Here is a 23259-nt window from a genome sequence, read left to right as displayed (position 1 = left end):
TGTTCTATTATAGCGCTAAGAAAATAGCGTAATAACAAGGCGAAAATTATGACATATAGTTATTCTATATAAATAATTTTTAACGCAGTGAGTGCGCTATTTAATGCGATAGAATGATCATGTTTTTAATAAAATTGGTATTACTCCCTAAACGGGCAATTTCTTCGCCAAATTCGCGTATGTCTTCAAACGAACGATAAACAGAGGCAAATCTTACGTAAGCTACTTTATCGAGCTTTTTGAGGGCTTCCATAATGCATTCACCCACCAAATGGCTTGAAATTTCTCGCTCGCCTGTAGCACGCAACTGCGATTTTATTATATTCACTACTTCGTCTACTTGCTCTGTGCTCACTGGGCGTTTTTCGAGTGCGCGATTTAAGCCATTTAATAATTTATCTTCGTTAAATGGTTCGCGGCTGCCGTCTTGTTTAATAACACGAGGCATAACCAGTTCAGCGCCTTCAAATGTAGTAAAGCGCTCGTGGCAGTCGTTACACTCACGACGCCTGCGAACTTGATGGCCGCCGCCAACAAGGCGTGAGTCAATAACTTTAGTATCTTTTGCGGTACAAAATGGACAATGCATAGCTCAGTACTTCCGTTTTAAAACAAAAAAGACCGCTAAATAGCGGTCTTTTATCTTAGCAAAAAAATAGGGCCTGTTGACCTTTCAGGATTAAATTTGTTCTATCTAGGGGCGATTTAATCGCGGCGCGAGGTTTGTAACCTAGTGGGCTAAGTAAAAACCGAGCAACAAAGAGTAAATCGCCCCTAGGACGAACCCGAGGGCAGTGCATGTTTGGCATTTATGCTGCGTTATCGCCTATTTGTATGGAGTAACCACACTACATAGACTCTGCCTTGCCTAAAAACCAAACATACTACTGCAAATTAAACCTCGAAAGATAAACAGGCCCCTAGGGCGTGTTGACCTTTGTAGATTGAAATTTGTTCAATCTAGGGGCGATTTAATCGCGGCGCGAGGTTTGTAACCTAACGGGTTAAGTAAAAACCGAGTAACAAAGAGTTAATCGCCCCTAGAAAGAACCCAAAGGGCAGCGCATGTTTGGCATTTATGCTGCGTTATCGCCTATTTATGGGGAATACCACACCTCATAGGCTCTGCCTTGCTCAAATACCAAACATACTGCTGCAAATTCAACCACGAAAGGTCAACACGCCCTAGCTGTTGTGCTCTAAATTACTGCTGCTTATGCAATTAAGCGTAAACAGGTAATTTTGCACAAATTGCTTTAACTTTTTCTTTAACTTGCACCTGTACAGATTCATCAGTGATGTTATCTAGTACGTCACAAATCCATCCAGCAAGCTCTTTTGATTCTTCTTCTTTGAAACCACGACGAGTGATTGCAGGAGAACCAATACGCAAACCAGATGTTACAAACGGAGAACGTGGATCGTTTGGCACTGAGTTTTTATTAACTGTGATGTTAGCGTTACCAAGAGCTGCGTCTGCATCTTTACCAGTAATATCTTTATCGATTAAATCGAGTAGGAATAAGTGGTTTTCAGTTTTGTCAGATACGATTTTGTAGCCGCGCTCTTGCATTACAGCAACCATTGCTTTTGCGTTTTTAACAACTTGTGTTTGGTATACTTTAAATTCTGGTTGAAGCGCTTCTTTAAATGCCACTGCTTTTGCTGCAATAACGTGACATAAAGGGCCACCTTGGCCACCAGGGAAAACTGCGCTGTTAAGCTTTTTATAGATTGCTTCGTCGCCACATGCAGAAATAATTAAACCACCACGAGGACCAGCAAGTGTTTTATGCGTAGTTGTAGTTACAACATGTGCATGAGGAACTGGGCTTGGGTAAACCCCTGCCGCAATTAAACCTGCAACGTGAGCCATATCAACAAACAGGTAAGCACCTACTTTGTCAGCAATTTCACGGAATTTAGCCCAATCAACAATACCTGAGTACGCTGAGAAACCACCAATAATCATTTTTGGTTTGTGCTCAAGTGCTAGTGCTTCAACTTGTGCGTAATCAATTTCGCCCGTTGCTTCATCTAGTCCGTATTGGATTGCATTGTAAAGCTTACCAGAGAAGCTTACGTGAGAACCGTGAGTTAAGTGACCACCATGAGCTAAGCTCATACCAAGTACAGTGTCGCCTGCTTCTAATAGCGCTAGAAAAACAGCAGCGTTTGCTTGCGAACCAGCATGTGGCTGTACGTTTGCGTAGTCAGAACCAAATAATTCGTTAGCACGGTCAATTGCTAATTGCTCAACAACATCTACATGCTCACAACCGCCATAATAACGTTTGCCTGGGTAACCTTCTGCGTATTTGTTAGTAAGCTGTGAACCCTGTGCTTCTAGTACACGTGGGCTACAGTAGTTTTCAGATGCAATTAGTTCAATGTGCTCTTCTTGGCGAGCAGTTTCTTTAGTGATTGCGTCAAATAACTCTGGATCAAAATCCGAAATATTCATGCTACGTTCTAACATTGGGGTCTCCTAGGGCAACGTGTATGGTGTTTTTTAGAGGCTTTATTGTACGCTTTAAACGACTCTTTGCCTACGCTCTTAAGTTGAGGATATTTAAACAGGGATTGAAACTATTTCACAGACTTTTTAAGATGATATTTTTTAATAAGTACATAACTATTTTAAATGCATTTCATTTTTCACATTTAATTAGCTAATGAAAGCCTCTCTTTTTTGAATTATAATTTATAAAAAAAGCGGCCATAGCCGCTTCAATTGTTATTTTTTATTATCCTAGTTTTGCAAGAATTTCAGTACGCAAAGCATCGTAATCGGCGTTTATATCGCTTGCTAGACATGGTTTTGCTAATGCATCACTAAGTGGTTTTGGCATATCCAATTCAATATTTAAAATATCCTCTACGCTTTCTTTAAACTTAGCAGGGTGAGCGGTCGCTAAAAAGATACCCGCTGCACCTGGCGTTCGATTTTCAACAAGACCTTGGTAAGCAATCGCAGTGTGAGGCTCTGCAACATAACCCGTTTGTTGAATTTTTTCATCACCGATTGCGTGTCTTGCTCGTTTACGCTAGTTGAATAAAAGTTATCGTAGCTAAACCAGTTATTATCTAACATTGTTTGCACACGCGGCCAGTTGTTTGGCTTACTTACATCCATTGCATTTGAAAGCGACTCAAGTGTTGCGTTTGGCGTCCACGTTTTATCAAGCATAAAGCGCGGCACAGTATCATTTTGGTTGGTTGTTGCACTTAATTTACCTACAGGTAAGCCAATAACCGCACCAATCATTGCAGCACATACATTACCAAAGTTGCCACTTGGCACTGATATATGCGCTTTTGCGCGTTTTTCTTTTGGTAGTTGTGCAATGGCCTCAAAGTAATAACAAACCTGAGCAACTAAACGGCTAATATTAATTGAATTAGCAGAATTAAGCCCAAGTGTTGATTTAACTTCTTCATCTAAAAAGGCATTTTTAACTAACTCTTGGCAATCATCAAAGCTGCCCTCAACTGCATAACAATGAATATTGTTACCTAGCGTAGTAAATAGCTTTTGCTGAGCAAGTGAAATTTTGCCTTTAGGATATAAAATTACTACGTCGATATTTGGTTTATTGTAAAAAGCATGCGCTACAGCTGCACCAGTATCGCCCGATGTTGCGGTTAAAATAGTTACTTTTTCATCTTTATTAAATTGCGCCAAACACTCTGCCATAAAGCGACCACCAAAGTCTTTAAACGCAAGCGTAGGACCATGAAACAACTCTAAGCAGTATGTATTCTCTTCAACTTCCACCAGCTTAACTGGAAAGTTAAATGCATTTTTAACCATTTGTGCCACAGTGTCGCTTGGTAGCTCATCACCAATTAGGTGAGATAATATTTTGCCACTGCGTGTAACAAAGTCCATATCAAGCAATGCATCAACATCGGACAGTGGGGCAAGGGTTTCAGGAAAAAACACACCTTGATTACGACCCAAACCTGTTTTTACGGCTTCAACGAACGACACTTTTTGTGAGCTATCTTTTAAATTATGTAATTGCATGACTACCTATCCTATAAAACTGTTAATTGACGCGTGCCGTCGTTATCTAATTTACAAATGTGACAAAAGCCTTGCTCGTTAATGTAATTTGCCTCTAACCACTGCGCGCATTGCTGTGCAGCTTCAAGTGTTTTACATACACTAAACAAGGTGGGTCCTGCGCCCGAAATACTCACTATTTCAGCGCCCAGCGCTGGCAAGCTTGCTTTGGCTTCACTAAAACCTTTAATAAGCGGTGCGCGGTAAGGTTCTGCTATTTCATCTTTCATTATGCTCAGCGCATCGTCAAAACGGTTAGTTAACAGTAAGCTACTAAATGCCGATAAACGCTGTGCAAACTCAACACTTGCATGCATGCTCAACTCTTTTGGTAAAACCGAGCGCGCTTTTGCAGTGTTGAGTGAAAAACCAGGGAACGCAGCAACGTAGTACCAATTATCATCAACAGGCAGTGCAATCGATTTATCAGGGATTAAATCACCTGTTAATTGCAAACCACCTAAATAACATGGCGTGATGTTGTCGTAATGACGACCGCCGCTTACCACAGCTTCAAAGTCAGCCATAAGCTCAATAAGCTCAACCTGACTCAAGTTAGTTTGTGCAAACTTATCAAGAGCTGCAAAGGTAGCCACTACCGAACATGCACTGGATCCAAGTCCAGATCCAATTGGTAAATTCTTTTTAAGCTCGAGCTTTACGCTTGGCATATTAGGCGCAACATGCGCTCTAAAATGCACTAAACACTGGTACGCTAAGTTTTCATTCGCATCACTTGGTAACTTGTGAGCGTAGTCGCCAGTACAAATAAATTCGTCACTTGGTGCTGCACTTACAACAGCTACATCGCCTAATAAACTACCATCAATTGGCGCAAGCGCTGCGCCAAGTGCATCAAAACCCACTGCAAAATTACCAATAGACGCCGGAGCATATACTTCAATCATAACGAGCTCCTAGCGCGATAGTGTTTTTAAAATATCAGCAAATACACCCGCAGCTGTTACTTCAGAGCCGGCACCATAACCACGAATTACAAACGGACGCGGCTGGTAGTATTGGCTTAAAATAGCAAGTGCATTTTCGCCATCGCGAATTACATTAAGCGCATGTTTTTCATCTACCGCTTCAATACCTACTTTACAGTGACCTTCTTTAATTTTTCCTACATAACGAAGTACCTTACCTTCGCTCGCAGCGCTTTGAATGCGGTCATTAAAATCAGCATCTAGGCTTGGTAGTTTTGCCATAAACTCATCAACGCTATCGCCTTGTGCAAAACCAACTGGTAATACCGATTCAACTTCGATATCGCTCAGCTCTAATTTCATACCTGCTTCGCGTGCAATGATCAGTAACTTACGTGCTACATCGGTACCCGATAAATCATCACGAGGGTCTGGCTCTGTAAAGCCGCTTTCTTTGGCTTTAATGGTTGCCTCAGAAAGTGATAAACCATCTTGAAGTGCGCCAAACATATACGAAAGTGAACCTGATAAAATACCGCTAAACTCTAACAATTCATCACCAGCACCAAATAACGATTGTAAGTTATCGATTACTGGTAAGCCTGCACCAACGTTTGTTTCGTATAAGAATTTCCGATTATTCTTTTGCGTAGCAGCTATTAAGTCTTGGTAATACGTGTATGAGCTTGTTGTCGCTTTTTTATTAGCAGCAACTACATGAAAGCCTGCATTTAAAAAGTCTACATACTGCGCAGCAAGTGCATCTGAAGATGTACAATCTACTAATACCGGATTCACTAAGTGGTTTTGCTTAACAAATTGCTCTACTACCTTTAAATCAAATGCTTGCTCAGATGAGGCCAATTTTTGCTGCCAATCACTAAAAGCAATGCCTTCGTTATCAAGGTGTAATTGACGAGAGTTAGCAACACCGTACAAGTTGAGTTTAATATTACGCTTTTCAAGCCAAGCTTGTTGACGTTCAAGCTGATTAATAAGCTCTAGCCCTACTAAGCCACAACCTAGTAAAAACACATCAATTGACGGCACATGCGTGAAAAAGTTTTCATGGCATATTTTTACGGCGTCATTACATAACTCACCATCAATTACCGCAGAAATAGCACTTTCTGTAGAATCCTGTGCAATTGCCACAATATTTACTTGCGCTTGTGCAAGCGATGCAAAAAACTTAGCTGCTAAACCACGGTGTGCGCGCATGTTATCGCCCACTAAAGTAACAATGGCTAAATTGCGCTGCACTTGTACAGGCTCAATAAGCCCTGCTTGTAATTCAAGCTCAAATGCAGTTTGTAGCGCATCGAGTGCAAGTGCTAGGTCTGTTTCGTGCACACAAAAACTAATGCTAAATTCACATGATGATTGCGTGATCAATACAATTGATACATTATCGTGAGCAAGCGCGTTAAATACCTTAGACGCCATCCCTACTTTACCTTTCATGCCTGGGCCTGAAACAGTTAACATTGCAAGGTCTTGTAAGCTCGAAAGCGCTTTTACGGGCTCATCAGATGAATAATCATTACCAATTAATGAGCCTTGTGCGTCTGGGTTATGCGTATTTTTAATTTCACATGGCACGCCTGCTTTAGCACACGGTAAAATTGTTTTAGGGTGAAGTACTTTTGCACCAAAGTAAGAAAGCTCCATCGCTTCTTTATAAGATAAAAAATCTACTTTAGTGGCTTTTTTAATATAACGAGGATCAGCGCTATATACGCCATCAACGTCAGTCCAAATTTGGCAAATCTCAGCTTCTAAACATGCCGCAGCAATAGCTGCTGAGTAATCTGAACCATTACGGCCAAGCGTTGTAAGCTCACCTTTATCATTACTCGCCGTAAAACCAGGCATGATATAAATAGTGGCAGGGTTTTCTTTAAGCACAGCTTGAAAGCGAGCTTTACTTGCCACTAAATCCGCTTCTGCATCAATGTAGCCACCCGTTGAAGCTATACAGCTTGTTGCTTCTAAGTATCTTGCATCTTGCGAGTCCAATAAAGCCTGCATTAAAGAAACACTAACGCGCTCTCCAAAGCTAATTACAAATGCGCGAACTTGATCGGGGCAACATTGTATAAGCGACACGCCATCTAATTTATTTTTAAGTTCCCTTAGGTCTGGCCAGCTTGTAACTACTACGCCACTCTTTTCAACGTCAGCTTTTAAGCCTTCACAACGACTCGCTAATGTTTGCCATTGCTGCGAAAAATCTAAGCCTTGCTCTGCCTCATTTGCTAACGCAACTAATGAATCGGTCATTCCACCTGGAGCAGAAAGCACCAATAACATTTCATCTTTTAGCTGTGCTTTAACTAATTGAGCTACCTGCTGAAGGCAAGTAAAGTCGGCAAGCGACGAGCCTCCAAATTTTAAAACGCGCATTGTTTATGTTCCTCATCCCATAAAACGAAAAAAGGCCTGTGTTCTAAGTGAACACAGGCCTTTAAATTTGTTGCACCGACCTATGCCACTATCCAGTAAGAATGGTGGTTGTAATAATAATGGTCAGTACGCGATTAATTATTTTCATAAGTTAAGACTGCCTTAACAAAGGCTATGCTGTCAACCCCAAATTAAAAGATAAAACAGCCTTTTTGAACATAAAAAAACCTAATGAATGCCAAATTTATGCAAAATATTATTCATGCGGGTTTTATCTATTGGTTTATTTATAAAGTCGATAGCGCCTAATTGAGTAACTCGTAACTTCATTTTGTCTTGAATATCTGCCGATATGACGAGCACAAAACACTCTATTTTATTAGCTTTGATATACTCAAGCACTTGAACTCCATCAACTTCAGGCATAGTTAAATCCAAACATAACAAATCAAAATTATGAGTATTTAATAGCTCAATAGCTTGTGCGCCATTTATTGCTTGCTGAATATCTGCATCAAGACATTGCTGCAAACATCGAATAACTTGCTTACGAGCCACGGTTGAGTCATCACATACTAAAATAGAAAAATTCATAATATTTACTACTGTATTAAGCATAATTAAATTTGTTAAAAAACAGCTATCCATAGCAACTTTATTTTATCTTATCACGGTCTCTTTATAAGCAAACAAAGTAATGGTAATTATTTACTCTTAAATTTTCACCCTACGATAAACTATAGTACTAGGCGTATTGATCTTACATAACTAAACGTGCTCATTTTTGTAGCTAATCAGGTACAAAGTTTGTAACCTAACCGCTTAGTAAAAATGTCGGGCTCTGGTTATGCATTCCTTGCTTAAAATCAAACATGCCGAAGTAAAATAAAGCTAAAGACTCAATGTAATCAGAAAATAAATTTTGATTACATTAACAGAAATCATTATTTAACTAAGGGGGAAAGTTAAATATCTGAGATACACTTCCGACTTTTAACACTTTTTAATAAGTAAAAATTAATTTTTATTTATTTTTACGCCTTTATTGACTAGCTTTTATATAAACCGCAGTTATTTAACTCAACCCAAGGAACCATAAATCACTTATGTTACAACAAAGCCTTTCTAAAAAGTTGCTGACCAGTGTGCTATCGGTCTATTTTTTGCTTACCTTTGTGGTCACTTGCGGACAAGTTATTGCCGAATATGTAAACACTAAGGACTATATAAGAGACGAGCTAACTACTTTACAAAAAACCTTTAGCCGAAGCCTAACCCGCGCTATTTGGGAGCTGAATATAAAGCAAACCATAACAACTGCAGAAGGTCTGTTAGCTATTCCTATGATTGAAGGTATTATTGTCCGTGATGATAGTGGTGAAGTAATTTCGCAACTCGGCCGTTCTCTCGATATACATAAACTTTACAGCCAACAGCTAGTACAAGAAGAAGTCATGTTAGAGGACTCTAAGTCTGGTTTGTTTGGTTATACTTTTCCGCTTATTTTTGAGTTTTCAGGCAGAGCAACGCAAGTTGGCGATGTGACGTTATTTTCTAGTCGTGAAGTCGTTTTTAGTCGAATCATGGTTTCAATCTACTTTTTGATTGGTAACGCAATGATTAAAACTACTTTTTTAATCATTCTATTTCTAATGGCATTTAGAAAGTTACTCACAGACCCTTTATCTCAGCTAACAGATCAATTAGAAAACCTCGAACTAGACGAACTTGAAGGGCAACATATCGAAATCGAAACGGAGGAACATAATGAACTCAACGTTATGGAACAATCGTTTAATAAATTAATAGATAAAGTAGTCCAATACCGTCTAGAGCTCGAGCAAGCACAAAAAGAACTCATTATTAGTAATGAGAAGCTAGATCAACATAACATTCAATTAGAACAAGATGTAGCACGTAAAACATCAAATTTAAGCCAAGCAATGATGGATCTACAGCAGCAAAAATATGAATTAGAAAAACAAAAAATTGTACTTACTGAGGAAGTTGATCTTCGTAGAAGTACAGAGCAAGAGCTGCTAACAAAACAAACTGAACTAGAACGCTATGTTGAAGAATTAAGTCTTGCACAAGAGCGCTTACTTGGCACTGAAAAAATGGCTGCATTAGGGGGACTCGTTGCTGGGATAACTCATGATATAAATACCCCTATAGGAATTGGGGTGACTGCAATTTCGTTTTTACAAGAACGCTTAAATCAGCTTGAAGCCGCCTATAAAGAAAAAACGCTTTCGCCGAAAGCCCTTGAAGAGTTCATTAATGACGCAAAGCAAAGTACGAGTTTGCTTACAACTAACCTTGATAGAGCCTCAGAACTAATTGCAAGTTTTAAACAAATAGCCGTAGATCAGGCAAGTGATGCAGTAAGAACGATCAATTTTAAAGACTACGTGAACGAGGTGATCCGTTCACTTCATCCCAAGCTCAAAAAAACATCTCATAAACTTCAGCTAGAATGTCCTGATGACTTAGTTTTAAATTTACCTGCGGGGGCAATAAGCCAAATTTTCACTAACCTAATAATGAACTCGCTAATTCATGGTTTTGAAAATATAAACAACGGCATTATAGATATAAAAATAGCCAGCGACGAAACATTTTTAACTATTGATTATAAAGATAATGGGAGCGGTGTTACAGAGCAACAACTTAAAAAGCTGTTTGACCCTTTTTTCACAACAAAACGAGATCAAGGCGGTAGTGGGCTTGGTACACATATAATGTTCAATTTAGTAAAACAAACTTTAAGTGGTTCAATTGAAGCGATTAGCGAACCAGGTGAGGGTTTGCACTACCATATACAATTCCCTAAAAACATGCCTAAACCCCTGCCTATTTTTAATCAGAATTAAATTGGCAGGAATAAAATCAAGCATTTCGAGATAGTGATTTTATTGTTATGATTGTGCAAATTTTTCAAATGGATCAGTACCCCTATGTGGTTTAGTAACCTTATATGTTATCGCTTTAAACAAGACGTTTCATACACGCAAGAAGATTTCGACAAAGCATTAGAGCAAGATTTATTTCGTCCATGTACAGGCCAGGAGCTTTCTACATTTGGTTGGACAAAAGCATTTGGAAAGCACGGTGAAACACTATCGCATTTTTCTCAAAAAAGTATTTTAGTCTGCGCTAAACGTGAAGAAAAGGTACTACCAGCATCAGTTATTAATGAACTTGTCGCTGAAAAAATTGACTTAATTGAAGCTGAAGAAAACCGTCCAGTTAAGAAAAAAGAAAAAGACGAATTAAAAGAAAACATTCTTCATGCTCTTCTACCTCAAGCATTTAAAAAATCGAGCTTACAATTTGCGTTTATTGACCAAGAAAATGGCTGGGTAGTTGTTAATAGTGGCAGCTTTAATAAAGCCGAAGAGCTACTTGCATTGCTTCGTAAGTCACTTGGTACGTTACCAGTAGTACCTGCATTTGCAAACTACGACTTGGATGTATTTTTAACTGATTGGTTAACTAACTTTAGTACACCAGAAGGCTTTGCTATAGGCTCAGACGCTGAGCTTGAAGAAGCAGATGACAGCGGAGCACAGGTAAAGCTTAAAGGTCATGACTTGTCGTGTGACGAAGTTAAATCACATCTTGAAAGTGGCAAACGCGTAACCAAACTTGCTCTAGATTGGCAAGAACGCGTTAAGTTCATGCTACAAAATGATGGCTCTATTAAGCGCTTAAGTTACTCCGAAACATTAAAAGAAGAAAATGCGGATATCCCAAAAGAAGATATGGCTGTAAAACTAGATGCTGACTTTATTTTGTCATCAGAAGAGATTAAGCAACTTCTTGAAGAACTTACTCTTGGCTTAGGTGATTCTGACGATTTAGCTAAACCTGAACTCTAACTTAGAACTCTTTAATATTCTAAGAGCAAAGGCAAACTTTCGTATTAATAGCTAATTGCCAGAAATAAATACGCCGTTCATTTAAAATGAACGGCGTATTTATTTTATCTTTTTATACCAATCTGCTTATATATGGGGTCTATTTAACGTTAAGTAAATTACGCTAGAACTAGGCAAAAATTTTTGTATCTAGTTGTTCTAAATAAAAAATTTTCACGACGTTATAGTGCAATTTAATTCGTTAAATTGATCAAAGATTTATGCAGGTTGGTATTACTTATGAATCTTACTTTTCTAGCAAAATATCATGTATTTTTGCAAGGTCAGATTTACCTGCAATAATTTCATCTGGTGTTAAACCCGATAGTTCATGCGGAAACACCAACCACTCTTCAGACTCATGAATATAGTAATCTGGCACTGTATCTACTTTTGAGTTTTTTGGTTTGTAATATGGGCATGCGATACGAATATCACGTGGCAAGTTTAAACGCATAAGCTCTGAAAGTTTTTCTTTTAATGCAACAATACTACGACCAGAATCAAATACATCATCAACAATTAATAATGAATCGCCTGCATTCGCGTTTTCAACTATGTAATGTAAACCATGTACTTTAATTTCTTTCGATTGTTTACCAATACCGTAATAAGACGAAGTACGTACTGCAATGTGGTCAGTCTCAATGCCTTTGTAATCGTAATATTCTTGAACAGCAATACCGATCGGTGCACCACCTCGCCAAATACCAATAATAAAATCAGGACGAAAGCCATCTTGGTATACTTGTGCCGCTACGCGGAACGAATCTTCAAGCAGTTGTTGAGCTGTGATGTAGCACTTATCTGACATAATTAGAAACCCCAGTGGTGGATATAACGCTTGAGCGCAGCTTAGAGTTAAGCATAAATTAAACTCAAACAGGTATTGGCGACGGATTTTACCGCAAATGAAATAAAATTGCTTGCTTCACGTACAAAAAAATAGGCACCAAGTGGTGCCTATTCATTCAAAGTATAAAAAGCATAAATTTAGTAAATACTATGCTTTTGCTAGTAAAGTTCGCGCAACTGTACGCATACCTTGAGTAGTTGCACCCGCTGCCCACTGGCTTGTGCTGCCCATGTTAAACGCAGCGGCTAAATCTATGTGTACCCAACCTTTGCCGTCGTTTGGCACAAAGCGTGATAAGAAGCCAGCCGCATTTGATGCACCGCCGTAACCGCCACCCTTTTGTGCACGGCTATTTGCCGTATCAGCATAAGGAGACGGGCAGTTTTGTTGATGCCATTTTTCAAGAGGCAGTGGCCAAGCAGCTTCCATTTCTTGAGATGCAAAACTTTCAACTTCGCGTGCAAGTTCTTTATCAAGTGCAAATAAAGCATTGTACTCTTGGCCAACAGCAACAAGCGCTGCACCGGTTAATGTTGCTGCATCAATGATAAGTGGAGCGCCAGTCTCTCCTGCTGCCATTAAGCCATCAGCAAGTACTAAGCGACCTTCAGCATCAGTGTTTACAATTTCAACTGTCGTGCCATTTTTATAAGTAAGAATGTCACCTAATTTGTATGCATGGCCCGAAATTAAGTTCTCAGCACAACATAAAAACAGTTTAATGCGCTTTTCAATACCACGGTTAATAGCCAATGCTAAACCTGCGGTTACAGTTGCAGCGCCGCCCATGTCGCACTTCATACCAAGCATACCTTCGCTTGATTTAATTGAGTAACCACCTGAGTCAAACGTAATACCTTTACCTACAAGCGCAGCACTTACTGGTGCATTTTCATCGCCTGTTGGGTTGTAATCAAGCTCAAGCAATACTGGTGGGCGTTCACTGCCACGACCAACAGCATGGATACCAATCCATTGTTGCTCTAGTAAGGCATCACCTTTAATAATTTGGTAACTTACATGCTCAGGCGCTAATGATTGAATAAACTCAGCCGCTTTTTCTGCAAGGCTTTCAGGATAAATGTCATCGGCAGTGCCGTTAACCATTTCACGAGCCCAAATTGCTGACGTTTTTAAGTGAGCAAGTTCTTTAATATCTGATTGTGCGTTATCAACAAACTCAACACCGTTTAACGATTTTGGTGTTACAAAACCTTGATAAAAAGCCCACTGACTTTCTGTACACCAGGTATCGCCTGCTAGTTCAACGTTTTTAACGCCTTGGCTTGCAATAGTACGGCCTGCTTTTTGAACATTTTTTAATGTGTCTTGCTCAGATAAATGAACAGTTGCACCGCGCTCGTTAAAAGACAATGACGCATTATCGCCCCAATGACTCGCTGCTGCTTGTTCGCTTAGTTGAACAACAAATTTTTCACTCATGTTAGAATACCCTTGCACTTAAATGTGCCACCGAGTTTACTATAGAGCGCTTAAGTTCCCAACAGCTTGAGATAAATAACATAAACCACACTGCTGTGCAGTATTTACGCTTTGGAATTTATCATGAAGTACACGCCAACTCTGCAACCTGCCACCTTATTAAAGCGCTACAAACGTTTTTTAGCCGACCTACAATTAAGTGATGGCAGCGAATTTACCGCTCATTGTGCTAATACAGGTAAAATGACCGGATGCGCAGAGCCGGGTTTTACTGCTTTTTATTCAACGAGCGATAACGCAAAACGAAAATACCCACATTCATTAGAGCTGATGCAAAATAATTTATCGCAGCTTATTTGTGTAAATACAGCGGTGGCCAATAAAGTAGTAGAAGAAGCAATAAACAATAATGTGATAAGCGAGCTACTCGACTACAGTCAATTGCAAAGCGAAGTAAAGTACGGCAGTGAAAATAGCCGCATAGACTTTTTACTCACAGACGAAAATAAACCTGATTGCTACGTAGAAGTTAAATCAGTCACATTACTAAGCCAAGATGCACCACAAAGTGGGCAAGGCTACTTCCCAGATGCGCAAACACTGCGCGGACAAAAACATATTCGCGAACTAATAGAAATGATCGAACAAGGTCACCGAGCAGTATTACTGTTTGCTGTTTTGCATGAAGGAATAAATACAGTAAGTGCAGCTGCGCATATTGATGAAAAGTACGCCATGCTATTAAGCCAAGCAATTGTGGCGGGGGTTGAAGTATTAGCATACAAAGCAAAGATTTCAGCAAATGAGGTTTTGCTTCATAAAAAAATAGCATTTGTAAAATAATGTATAAATACAAACAATTAAACTAGTCTTACTGTTGAAATGACAAAGACTCGAAAATAGTCCTTGTTAAATTGTACAAATCAGCTTGTTTTTAAAACTTTTGCCCACATAACTAGGCAAGTTTTAAAGAGCGAATACATGAATTAATAAAAGTGTAAATAGACTATTAATACACTTTTTGATCAGTGAACATGGTTGAAGCTAATTCGATTAATTAAAAATAAATTTACCTAGGGTATAAGATTCTGTTATTTATACCGCCGGCTAATGCTGAGGCATTAAATTAAGGATTTAGGAGAGAGTTATGCCAGACCAAAAGAAACATGGTTTATTGGCTCAAGCCGGTTTAGAACCATACCAAGAAAAACCAGGTGAAGAGTACATGAATGATGCACAACGTGCACATTTTAGAGCGATTTTAGAAGCTTGGCGTAATGATTTACGCAATGAAGTCGACCGTACTAAATCGCACATGCAAGACGAAGCTGCTAACTTTCCTGACCCAGTTGACCGCGCTGCACAAGAAGAAGAGTTCTCTTTAGAACTTCGTACTCGTGACCGCGAACGTAAATTAATCAAAAAAATTGAAAAAACAATTAACCTGATTAAAGAAGATGATTTTGGCTTTTGTGAGTCTTGTGGCATCGAAATTGGCATACGCCGCTTAGAAGCGCGTCCTACTGCCGATTTATGCGTAGACTGTAAAACACTTGCAGAAATCAAAGAAAAACAATCTGGACGCGGCTAATTAACCTCTATTAATTAGTTATGTCTCCTACAGCCGTTACTGCGCCAGTGCGTAAATATCGCGGTCGTTTTGCACCGTCTCCTTCTGGGCCATTACATTTTGGCTCACTTGTGGCGGCTGTGGGTAGTTACCTTGATGCAAAAGCAAACAAAGGTAAATGGTTAGTCCGTATCGAAGATATAGACACTACGCGCGTTGTAAAAAATGCCGACTCCGATATTCTAAATACCTTACACGCTTACGCCCTTTACTGGGACGAACCGGTTGTTTATCAAACACAGCGCTTGCCTTTATATCAAGATATTACCCACTCACTTTTAAAACAAAAGCTTATTTATGGTTGCACCTGTACTCGCAAACAAATAAAAACCATTGGTGGTATTTATCAGGGGCATTGCAAAGTACTTGATCACAGCACTGAATCCGGTGCACTTCGCTTAGTTCAACAACATCCAACGACTCAATTTAGTGACTTAATCCAAGGTGATATAACGGTAAATAGTCACCTTGCCCATGAAGATTACTTAATTAAACGTAGCGATGGTTTATTTGCTTATCAGCTTGTAGTGGTTGTTGATGATATTGATCAAGGGATTAATCGAATTGTAAGAGGTGCAGATTTAATTGAACCTACTGCTCGGCAAATTAGTTTGTTTAAACAACTCAACAGCCCTGTACCTGAATTTGCTCATTTACCTTTAGCGGTTGCCAAACCTGGCTTTAAACTGTCTAAACAAAATTATGCACCCGCAATTAGTAAAAACAATCCAAAACCTGCATTAATCAGTGCATTTGAGTTTTTAGGACTACCTGTAATTGCTGATCTAATCGATTTAAATATTGAACAATTAGTCGCTTGGGGAGTTAAAAACTTTAGCTTAAAACAGGTGCCACACGTTCCCGAAATACAGATTTCTCAGCATCCGACGAGTCAAGCCATCCAATTTACTCAACTAAGTAAATAAAAATCGCTAAAAACGGCTTAATTTCAACACATCAACTTAATTTTTAAACCCTGCTGGTATATGATAGCCGCCTAAATATATGCTATTTACGTTAAACAGCTTGTACTGGGTTATAACTTCCCTATTTGCTGTAATTTTTGATTGCGATGACAAGTCAATCAACACCTTCTAGGAGACAGACTATTATTTCCAAGCTTTTTCAATTTTGCCGACAAATAATCGGCCCGAATACCAGTGCAAAAAGCGCTTCGGTAAGCAGTGAACCTATTGTTGTCACTCGTGGTGAGCATGGTATTTCGCGCAAACAATTTAGCCCAAATGCAATCAAAGTACTGTACCGTTTAAAAGATGGTGGTTACGACGCCTACCTAGTTGGTGGTTGCATTCGCGATATATTGTTGGGCCAACAACCAAAAGATTTTGATGTAGTAACCAATGCAACGCCAGATCAAGTAAAGAAACTTTTAGAAACTGTCGCTTAATTGGTCGTCGCTTTCGCTTAGCACATATCGTATTTGGTCGTGAAATTATAGAAGTCGCAACGATGCGCGGACATCACGAAGCGCCAGAAGATAAAAACCAAATAAGCCAATCGAGCGATCAAGGTCAATTACTACGTGATAACGTATTTGGCAGTATTGAAGAAGATGCAGAGCGCCGCGACTTTTCAATCAATGCACTTTATTACTCAATCAATGATTTTAGTATTCATGATTACGCAAACGGCTTAGCTGCAATTAAAGCTAAACAAATTGAGCTCATTGGTGACCCAGAAACTCGCTACCGTGAAGACCCTGTTCGTATGTTACGTGCAGTGCGTTTTGCCACTAAACTTGATATGAGCATCGCACCGAAAAGCGAAAAACCAATTACAGAACTAGCAAGTTTGCTTGATAACATTCCGCCAGCTCGCTTGTTTGAAGAAGTACTTAAACTGTTTTTAAACGGTAAAGCTGAAGCTAACTTTTTAATGCTGCGTAAATACGGTTTATTTAAATCGCTATTTCCAGACCTTGATAGCATTTTAAATAAAAAGCCTGGTGGGCTAGAGCACACACTTGTTCAGCAAATGTTTCAAAATACCGATGAACGTATAAATGCCGATAAAAAAGTAACACCTGCATTTATTTTTGCAGCGCTACTTTGGTTTCCATTATTAGCACGAACTAAAGAAATTCAAGAACAAGAGCAACTCGTTGAATACGATGCATTTGCTCAAGCAATGAATAAAGTATTGAGCGATAGCGCTCAGCACATTGCAGTTCCAAAACGCTTTACACTAGGTGCTCGCGACATTTGGCATATTCAGCACCGTTTAGATAAACGAGCAGGGCAACGCGCTTACAGACTAACGCAGCAACCTCGCTTTAAAGCCGCTTATGACTTTTTGTTATTACGTGTTGATGCAGGTGAAACACAGCACACAGAATTAGCACAATGGTGGACACAGTATCTAGGCCAAGACATTAACGGCCAAAAAGAGATGGTTAAGAACCTAGGTCATCCTGGTGGTCCTAAACCACGAAAGCGCACACGCCGTCGTGCACCTAAAAAGCCTGCTGAGTAATACACATGCATTGTGTTTATTTGGGTTTAGGTGCAAATCTAAACTCACCAAAAGAGCAGCTTGATAACGCCGTTATTGCGCTTAAAAAGCTGCCTCACTGTGAATTTATGAGCGTATCGCATTATTACGCCAGCAAACCTATGGGCCCACAAGATCAACCCGACTACATAAATGCCGTTGCATGTATTAAAACAAGCCTTGAGCCAGAGCAATTACTTGATTTAACACAAAGTATAGAGCTTGAGCACGGTCGAGTTAGAAAAGCAGAGCGTTGGGGGCCACGCACTCTTGATATAGACACCCTATTATTTGATGATCAAATCATAAATACACAGCGCTTAACAGTGCCTCATTATGGTTTGAATAATCGCGAGTTTGTAGTGTATCCACTATTAGAGCTTGCACCTGAACTTATTTTACCTAGCGGCGTTGCATTAAAAACCATTGCAAAAAATTTACCGCTCAACGACTTACAACAATTACCTCTGTAATTAACCTAGGCTCAGCCTGCGAGGAATATTATGTCTAAAATAACTGTTTCTACTTTAAATAAAATGAAAGCAGAGAATAACAAAATTACTGCGTTAACGGCATACGACGCCAGTTTTGCAAAGTTATTTCATGATAACGGCGTTGAAGTTATTTTAGTGGGCGACTCTTTGGGCATGGTACTTCAAGGTGGCGATGACACGCTTGGCGTAACCAATCAAGATATCGCATACCATACACGTTGTGTACGCGCTGGTAGTCGTGAATTATTTGTAATTGCCGACCTGCCTTTCATGACCTATTCAAGCGTAAGTGATACCTGTAAAAATGCAGCTGAGCTTATGCGCGCTGGCGCAAACATGATTAAGCTTGAAGGCGGAGAATGGCTTTACGAGAGTATTAAAACGCTTACTCAACAAGGTATTCCAGTTTGCGGGCATTTAGGCCTTACACCGCAGTCAGTGCATGTATTTGGTGGTTTTAAAATACAAGGTCGCGAAGAAGACAAAGCACAAAAAATGATTGATGACGCAAAAGCACTAGAAGCTGCTGGCGCACAATTATTAGTACTTGAATGTATTCCTAGTGCATTGGCAAAACGCATTACAGACGCTCTAAGTATCCCAACTATTGGTATTGGTGCTGGTAGCCTAACTGACGGCCAAATACTGGTAATGCACGATCTAGTCGGTATTTCAGCTGGGTATATTCCTAAATTTTCTAAAACTTTTTGCTCGAAACAGGCAATATGCCTGCAGCCGTTCAAAAATATTGTACAGACGTTAAAAGCGGTGCATTTCCTTGCGCTGAACACGAGTTTAAATAATGCAGTCAATCACTGAAATAAAATCATTACGCAGCCAAATTAAAGCATGGCGACAAGCAGGTCTTAGCGTGGCATTAGTACCAACCATGGGAAACTTACACCGAGGGCATTTTTCGCTAGTCGAAAAAGCAAAAACACTGGCCGACAAAGTGGTTGTGAGCATTTTCGTAAACCCTATGCAGTTTGGTGCTAACGAAGATTTAGATAACTACCCTCGTACACTTAACGAAGACAAACAAGGTCTTGCTGAGCTTGAAACCGATATTGTATTTACTCCAAGCGTAGAAACAATCTATCCTAACGGACTTGGTGCACAAAGCTTTGTCGATGTGCCTGACATTTCATTAGGCTATTGCGGTGGTTCACGCCCAGGGCATTTTAGAGGCGTTGCAACAATCGTTACTAAGTTATTTAATCTAGTACAACCTGATTATGCCTGCTTTGGTGAAAAAGATTTTCAACAGCTGCAAGTCATTAAAACCATGGCACGCGACTTATCAATTCCGGTTGAAGTGATTGGTGTCCCTACAATGCGAGAAGTTTCTGGCCTTGCTATGAGTTCACGTAATGGTTATTTATCTGAAGAGCAAAAAACGACTGCAACCGTATTATTTAAAACGCTTAATACATGCGCAGAACAGCTAAAAAGTGGCGAGAAAGACTTCGTAAAACTTGAAAGCTTAGCTAAACAGAGCTTAGAGCAAGCTGGTCTAAAGCCAGACTATTTTGAGATAGCTCAACGAGATACATTAAAAACTGCTACACTCAAAGACACCAAGTTTGTTATTTTAGCTGCTGCCTATTTTGGTAATGTTAGATTAATCGACAATATTCAGGTCGAAATTTAATATTATTGCGACTCCATTTTTAAGGATTAAACATGCACAATTTAATAAAAACAAGCGTAGTTGCCCTTACTTTTGCATTTTTAGCTGGTTGTCAAAACCAAATACAAAGCCCTGAACTTAACCAGTGTGCTCAACAAAACTATCAATGTGAAACTACCTGTGAACAGCAGTCAAGTGGCGAAGGCTTAAAGCAACAAGTATGCTCTGGCAAATGTGTTGAAAGCTACAATCAGTGTAAAGTACAAGCCGAAAAATTAGGTGGTATATAAGCGTTTAAAATACTTGGAGCTGTTTATCTTTCAGGCCCTTAATTTTAGGCACAAAAAAACCGCTCAATGAGCGGTTTTTTTATTGCTTATAGTTTATTAATTTAAACCTAGCTTTTTAAGCTCTACTTCTACGAGCTTTGCCGAAAGTGGTACATAACCATCTTTTTCTACAATTTGTTGACCATCTTGCGAAAGCACCATTTTTAAAAATTGTGCTTCGATAGGCGCTAATGGTTTATTTGGGTGTTTATTCACGTAAACGTATAAGAAACGAGATAGCGGGTATTTACCTTGAGCAACGTTATCAAGAGTCGCATCAACAAAATTACTGCCTTTTTTAGCCAATGGAACAGTACGTACACCCGACGTTTTGTAACCAATGCCTGAGTAACCAATTGCATTCAATGATGATGAAATTGACTGTACTACCGATGCAGAGCCTGGTTGTTCATTTACGTTGTTACGAAAGTCACCTTTACACAATGCTTTCTTTTTAAAGTAACCGTAAGTACCTGATACCGAGTTACGTCCGTAAAGTTGAATATCTCTTGCTGCCCAGCTACCAGTTAGGCCAACTTCACTCCAGCGGTTAACTTGCTCTGGTGCACCACATTTACGAGTCGATGAAAAAATAGCATCTACTTGGTCAATGCGAAGACCTTCAATTGGGTTATCTTTATGAACATAAACCGCTAGCGCATCAATAGCAACGCGCACTTCTGTTGGTTTATAACCGTAACGTTTTTCGAACGCTTCGATTTCTTTTGATTTCATTTTTCGGCTCATTGGGCCTAAGTTAGCTGTACCTTCAGTCAATGCAGGTGGTGCAGTAGAAGAACCTGCGGCCTGAATTTGGATATTTACATTTGGGTAAATACGTTTGTACTCTTCAGCCCAAAACGTCATCATGTTGGCTAAAGTATCAGAACCTACCGATGAAAAGTTGCCTGAAACACCACTAATTTTTTGATATTCAGGAATGTTTTTATCTAGTGCAACTGCTTGCGCAGATACGAAAGTTGTAACAGCCACACCCATTGCGGCAACTAAATTTTTAAATTTCATGTCGGGTTCCCCGGTTTGTTCGTCTCATTTACTAACTGTTGCCCACTCTAAAGTGAGTAGATGACAGTTAGATTGCTATTAAGTGACACTTTTATGACTTTGCTTTTTATACCAATTCGCTTAATTCGTTGTTCTACTTTGAGATAAGAAAGTTGTGTTGATAACAAGGCAAAAAATTCATTATTTAGTTGTTATATATAAGAAATTTTTAACGCAGCTAGCACCAGGTTTAATCCCTCAAATTGATTAAGTATTATTGCGAATTAGTATTAGGGCATGTTGTTCTTTATGGATTGAAATTTGTTCAATCTAGGGGCGATTAAATCGCGGCGCGAGGTTTGTAACCTAGTGAGCTAAGTAAAAACCGAGCAACTAAGCGTTAATCCTCCCTAGAAAGAACCCTTTGGGCAGCGCATGTTTGGTATTTATGCTGCGTTATCGCCTATTTATGGGGAATAACCACACTACATAGGCTCTGGCTTGCCTAAAAACCAAACATACTACTGCAAACTCAACCACTAAATATCAGCACGCCCTAGTATAATTACTTAGCCAACGGAACTATCTTATCGATCGAAAAATCAAAAGAAAAACATGAACCTTTGCCTATTTCACTGCGAATATTTAATTTGCTATCGTGGCGCGTTAGTACATGTTTTGTGATCGCAAGGCCTAAACCCGATCCCCCTGTTGTTCTGCTTCGTGCTTTATCTACCCGATAGAAGCGCTCCGTCAAACGATTAATATGCTCTGGCGCAATACCATCACCGTTATCGGTAACACTAAAACAAGCACGATCACCTTTATGCTGCCAGCATACCTGTACTTTGCCGCCAGCTTTGGTGTAATGAATAGCGTTAAAAACGAGATTAGAAAACGCGCTACGTAGTTCATCCTCAGAGCCTTTAATATCTAAAGTCGCATCAATATCAAAAACAAGTTCATGACCTTTATCCTGATTAATTGATTGTGCTTCGGTTTGAATGTAACCAAGCAACTTCGGAACATTAATTGCTTTATCGTTATCTTGACGCCTAGCACCTTCTATTCGCGAAAGTGATAATAACTGGCTAACCAAGCTATCCATGCGCTTACATTGCTCAAGCATCGTTTTTTGTGCCTTGCCCCACATTGCTGGCGGCGGCATCATATCGCCATCCATCATTTCAAGATAGCCAGATACCACTGTAAGCGGCGTACGTAGTTCATGTGATACATTGGCTACAAAGTCTTTTCGCATTTGTTCAAGCTGCTTTAAACGTGTTACATCACGCACAACGACCATTAGCTGTGTACTTGCATATGGCATAACCCTAAATTCAAGTACTTGCTCAACCGCATGCCCATTATCAAGCTCAAGGGCATCATCAAATTCACCTTTGTGCATGTATTTAGCAAACTTAGGTTCGCGAATTAAGTTATCAAGGCGCTGACCGTGATCAGTTGGCCACTGCAGGCCAAGCACCTTAAGTGCTAGTTGATTACACCACACAATACTTAAATCATTTTGCAGTACCACAACAGCATCAGGTACAGCTTCTGCCCCATCGCGAAAGCGACGAATTAAATCAGCAAGCTCATTACGCTTTTTACGATTGCGGTGCTGTAGATGATAAATGCCTTCGAATACTTGTTCCCACGCACCTTCGCCCTCGGGTGGATTAAAGCTGCGTTGATTAAGTAGCCAATCGCTCAAGCGATAAAGCTGATGATAGTGCCAAATAAGGAGGGAAAAAGATCCTAAAAATAAAAGCAAAAATGGCGCGCCAACCAGCACACCAATTAATAGTAAAGGTAAAAAATAGATAAACAGACGTTTTACTAACGCCTGCTTATTAACAACTCGATACATACACTCACTTTACCTTAGAGTAGTAATACACACGCACGTTATACCAACTGGCTTATAAATGGGGTCTATTTAACGATAAGGAAATTGCGCTATAACTAAGCAAGAATTTTATTTCTAGTTGTGTTCTAAATAAAATTTTTAACAACGTTATAGAGTTATTTAAC

The 23259-nt window shown here is 39.6% G+C and carries 18 protein-coding genes and 2 pseudogenes; 10 read left to right on the top strand and 10 right to left on the bottom strand.

The window, feature by feature from the left end; translation table 11 throughout:
* Positions 1 to 100 precede the first annotated feature (100 nt).
* From nrdR to P4S71_RS12710, 6 genes and pseudogenes are all read right to left on the bottom strand, one after another.
* Positions 101 to 589, bottom strand: a complete 489-nt coding sequence (nrdR, locus tag P4S71_RS12735; RefSeq protein ID WP_337150797.1) for a transcriptional regulator NrdR — start codon at positions 587 to 589, stop codon at positions 101 to 103.
* 633 nt (positions 590 to 1222) lie between these two features.
* Positions 1223 to 2479, bottom strand: coding sequence for a serine hydroxymethyltransferase (glyA, locus tag P4S71_RS12730; protein WP_007377471.1), 1257 nt, complete (start codon positions 2477 to 2479; stop codon positions 1223 to 1225).
* A 268-nt stretch (positions 2480 to 2747) separates the two neighbouring features.
* Positions 2748 to 4030: pseudogene (gene thrC / locus P4S71_RS12725) on the bottom strand (threonine synthase).
* An 11-nt stretch (positions 4031 to 4041) separates the two neighbouring features.
* The gene (thrB, locus tag P4S71_RS12720; RefSeq protein ID WP_337150795.1) at positions 4042 to 4977 is read right to left on the bottom strand and encodes a homoserine kinase; all 936 of its coding nucleotides are present in this window, start codon (positions 4975 to 4977) and stop codon (positions 4042 to 4044) included.
* A gap of 9 nt (positions 4978 to 4986) precedes the next feature.
* Complete coding sequence (gene thrA / locus P4S71_RS12715) at positions 4987 to 7404, bottom strand: bifunctional aspartate kinase/homoserine dehydrogenase I (protein WP_337150793.1); 2418 nt, start codon at positions 7402 to 7404, stop codon at positions 4987 to 4989.
* Between the two features lie 228 nt (positions 7405 to 7632).
* Positions 7633 to 7998, bottom strand: a complete 366-nt coding sequence (locus P4S71_RS12710) for a response regulator (protein WP_188085272.1) — start codon at positions 7996 to 7998, stop codon at positions 7633 to 7635.
* Positions 7999 to 8510: 512 nt separating this feature from the next.
* On the opposite strand from P4S71_RS12710, the gene P4S71_RS12705 reads away from it, so the two are divergent.
* Together P4S71_RS12705 and rdgC are read left to right on the top strand one after the other, a co-directional pair.
* A complete protein-coding gene (locus P4S71_RS12705) occupies positions 8511 to 10277 on the top strand; it encodes a sensor histidine kinase (RefSeq protein WP_096792556.1) in 1767 nt (588 codons plus the stop codon).
* Positions 10278 to 10361: 84 nt separating this feature from the next.
* Positions 10362 to 11285, top strand: a complete 924-nt coding sequence (rdgC, locus tag P4S71_RS12700) for a recombination-associated protein RdgC (RefSeq protein ID WP_007377477.1) — start codon at positions 10362 to 10364, stop codon at positions 11283 to 11285.
* A 286-nt stretch (positions 11286 to 11571) separates the two neighbouring features.
* Here the strand turns inward: rdgC and P4S71_RS12695 are convergent, their stop codons facing one another.
* Positions 11572 to 12138 carry a phosphoribosyltransferase gene (locus P4S71_RS12695; RefSeq protein ID WP_007377478.1) on the bottom strand — a complete coding sequence of 189 codons (567 nt, stop codon included), beginning with the start codon at positions 12136 to 12138 and terminating at the stop codon, positions 11572 to 11574.
* A 189-nt stretch (positions 12139 to 12327) separates the two neighbouring features.
* A complete protein-coding gene (gene pepB, locus P4S71_RS12690) occupies positions 12328 to 13623 on the bottom strand; it encodes an aminopeptidase PepB (protein WP_337150792.1) in 1296 nt (431 codons plus the stop codon).
* Between the two features lie 123 nt (positions 13624 to 13746).
* Here pepB and sfsA point away from each other — a divergent pair, with 123 nt between their 5' ends.
* The 8 genes and pseudogenes from sfsA to P4S71_RS12650 all read left to right on the top strand — a co-directional run bounded on the left by sfsA (position 13747) and on the right by P4S71_RS12650 (position 20178).
* Positions 13747 to 14466, top strand: a complete 720-nt coding sequence (sfsA, locus tag P4S71_RS12685) for a DNA/RNA nuclease SfsA (RefSeq protein ID WP_337150791.1) — start codon at positions 13747 to 13749, stop codon at positions 14464 to 14466.
* Between the two features lie 304 nt (positions 14467 to 14770).
* Positions 14771 to 15214, top strand: coding sequence for an RNA polymerase-binding protein DksA (dksA, locus tag P4S71_RS12680; RefSeq protein ID WP_007377481.1), 444 nt, complete (start codon positions 14771 to 14773; stop codon positions 15212 to 15214).
* A 20-nt stretch (positions 15215 to 15234) separates the two neighbouring features.
* Complete coding sequence (gene gluQRS, locus P4S71_RS12675; RefSeq protein ID WP_337150790.1) at positions 15235 to 16179, top strand: tRNA glutamyl-Q(34) synthetase GluQRS; 945 nt, start codon at positions 15235 to 15237, stop codon at positions 16177 to 16179.
* A 146-nt stretch (positions 16180 to 16325) separates the two neighbouring features.
* Positions 16326 to 17746: pseudogene (gene pcnB / locus P4S71_RS12670) on the top strand (polynucleotide adenylyltransferase PcnB).
* A gap of 5 nt (positions 17747 to 17751) precedes the next feature.
* Complete coding sequence (gene folK / locus P4S71_RS12665; protein ID WP_033040306.1) at positions 17752 to 18237, top strand: 2-amino-4-hydroxy-6-hydroxymethyldihydropteridine diphosphokinase; 486 nt, start codon at positions 17752 to 17754, stop codon at positions 18235 to 18237.
* 30 nt (positions 18238 to 18267) lie between these two features.
* Positions 18268 to 19077 (top strand): 3-methyl-2-oxobutanoate hydroxymethyltransferase, encoded by an 810-nt coding sequence (gene panB, locus P4S71_RS12660; RefSeq protein WP_337150789.1) that lies wholly within the window; start codon positions 18268 to 18270, stop codon positions 19075 to 19077.
* Positions 19061 to 19909, top strand: coding sequence for a pantoate--beta-alanine ligase (gene panC, locus P4S71_RS12655; RefSeq protein ID WP_096792552.1), 849 nt, complete (start codon positions 19061 to 19063; stop codon positions 19907 to 19909). The genes panB and panC overlap by 17 nt, the downstream gene beginning before the upstream one ends.
* 32 nt (positions 19910 to 19941) lie before the next feature.
* Positions 19942 to 20178: a hypothetical protein gene (locus P4S71_RS12650; RefSeq protein ID WP_007377488.1), complete on the top strand. Its 237-nt coding sequence runs from the start codon at positions 19942 to 19944 to the stop codon at positions 20176 to 20178.
* A gap of 96 nt (positions 20179 to 20274) precedes the next feature.
* Here the strand turns inward: P4S71_RS12650 and P4S71_RS12645 are convergent, their stop codons facing one another.
* Positions 20275 to 21243 carry a PstS family phosphate ABC transporter substrate-binding protein gene (locus tag P4S71_RS12645; RefSeq protein WP_007377489.1) on the bottom strand — a complete coding sequence of 323 codons (969 nt, stop codon included), beginning with the start codon at positions 21241 to 21243 and terminating at the stop codon, positions 20275 to 20277.
* Between the two features lie 544 nt (positions 21244 to 21787).
* Positions 21788 to 23095, bottom strand: coding sequence for a phosphate regulon sensor histidine kinase PhoR (gene phoR / locus P4S71_RS12640; RefSeq protein WP_033041152.1), 1308 nt, complete (start codon positions 23093 to 23095; stop codon positions 21788 to 21790).
* Positions 23096 to 23259 lie beyond the last annotated feature (164 nt).

The organism is Pseudoalteromonas sp. B62 (assembly GCF_037162565.1).
In the GTDB taxonomy this organism is placed as follows: domain Bacteria; phylum Pseudomonadota; class Gammaproteobacteria; order Enterobacterales; family Alteromonadaceae; genus Pseudoalteromonas; species Pseudoalteromonas fuliginea.
Note: the sequence above shows the minus strand (reverse complement) of the source record. Positions and strands in the feature narration are given on the sequence as shown.

Excerpts from the sequence above, each read along its gene's own strand:
- thrA (WP_337150793.1), bottom strand. The coding sequence starts at position 7,404 with ATGCGCGTTTTAAAATTTGGAGGCTCGTCGCTTGCCGACTTTACTTGC.
- glyA (WP_007377471.1), bottom strand. The coding sequence starts at position 2,479 with ATGTTAGAACGTAGCATGAATATTTCGGATTTTGATCCAGAGTTATTT.
- P4S71_RS12645 (WP_007377489.1), bottom strand. The coding sequence starts at position 21,243 with ATGAAATTTAAAAATTTAGTTGCCGCAATGGGTGTGGCTGTTACAACT.
- P4S71_RS12650 (WP_007377488.1), top strand. The coding sequence starts at position 19,942 with ATGCACAATTTAATAAAAACAAGCGTAGTTGCCCTTACTTTTGCATTT.
- nrdR (WP_337150797.1), bottom strand. The coding sequence starts at position 589 with ATGCATTGTCCATTTTGTACCGCAAAAGATACTAAAGTTATTGACTCA.
- P4S71_RS12695 (WP_007377478.1), bottom strand. The coding sequence starts at position 12,138 with ATGTCAGATAAGTGCTACATCACAGCTCAACAACTGCTTGAAGATTCG.
- pepB (WP_337150792.1), bottom strand. The coding sequence starts at position 13,623 with ATGAGTGAAAAATTTGTTGTTCAACTAAGCGAACAAGCAGCAGCGAGT.
- P4S71_RS12710 (WP_188085272.1), bottom strand. The coding sequence starts at position 7,998 with ATGAATTTTTCTATTTTAGTATGTGATGACTCAACCGTGGCTCGTAAG.
- folK (WP_033040306.1), top strand. The coding sequence starts at position 17,752 with ATGCATTGTGTTTATTTGGGTTTAGGTGCAAATCTAAACTCACCAAAA.
- dksA (WP_007377481.1), top strand. The coding sequence starts at position 14,771 with ATGCCAGACCAAAAGAAACATGGTTTATTGGCTCAAGCCGGTTTAGAA.
- panB (WP_337150789.1), top strand. The coding sequence starts at position 18,268 with ATGTCTAAAATAACTGTTTCTACTTTAAATAAAATGAAAGCAGAGAAT.
- panC (WP_096792552.1), top strand. The coding sequence starts at position 19,061 with ATGCAGTCAATCACTGAAATAAAATCATTACGCAGCCAAATTAAAGCA.
- gluQRS (WP_337150790.1), top strand. The coding sequence starts at position 15,235 with ATGTCTCCTACAGCCGTTACTGCGCCAGTGCGTAAATATCGCGGTCGT.
- P4S71_RS12705 (WP_096792556.1), top strand. The coding sequence starts at position 8,511 with ATGTTACAACAAAGCCTTTCTAAAAAGTTGCTGACCAGTGTGCTATCG.
- phoR (WP_033041152.1), bottom strand. The coding sequence starts at position 23,095 with ATGTATCGAGTTGTTAATAAGCAGGCGTTAGTAAAACGTCTGTTTATC.
- rdgC (WP_007377477.1), top strand. The coding sequence starts at position 10,362 with ATGTGGTTTAGTAACCTTATATGTTATCGCTTTAAACAAGACGTTTCA.
- thrB (WP_337150795.1), bottom strand. The coding sequence starts at position 4,977 with ATGATTGAAGTATATGCTCCGGCGTCTATTGGTAATTTTGCAGTGGGT.
- sfsA (WP_337150791.1), top strand. The coding sequence starts at position 13,747 with ATGAAGTACACGCCAACTCTGCAACCTGCCACCTTATTAAAGCGCTAC.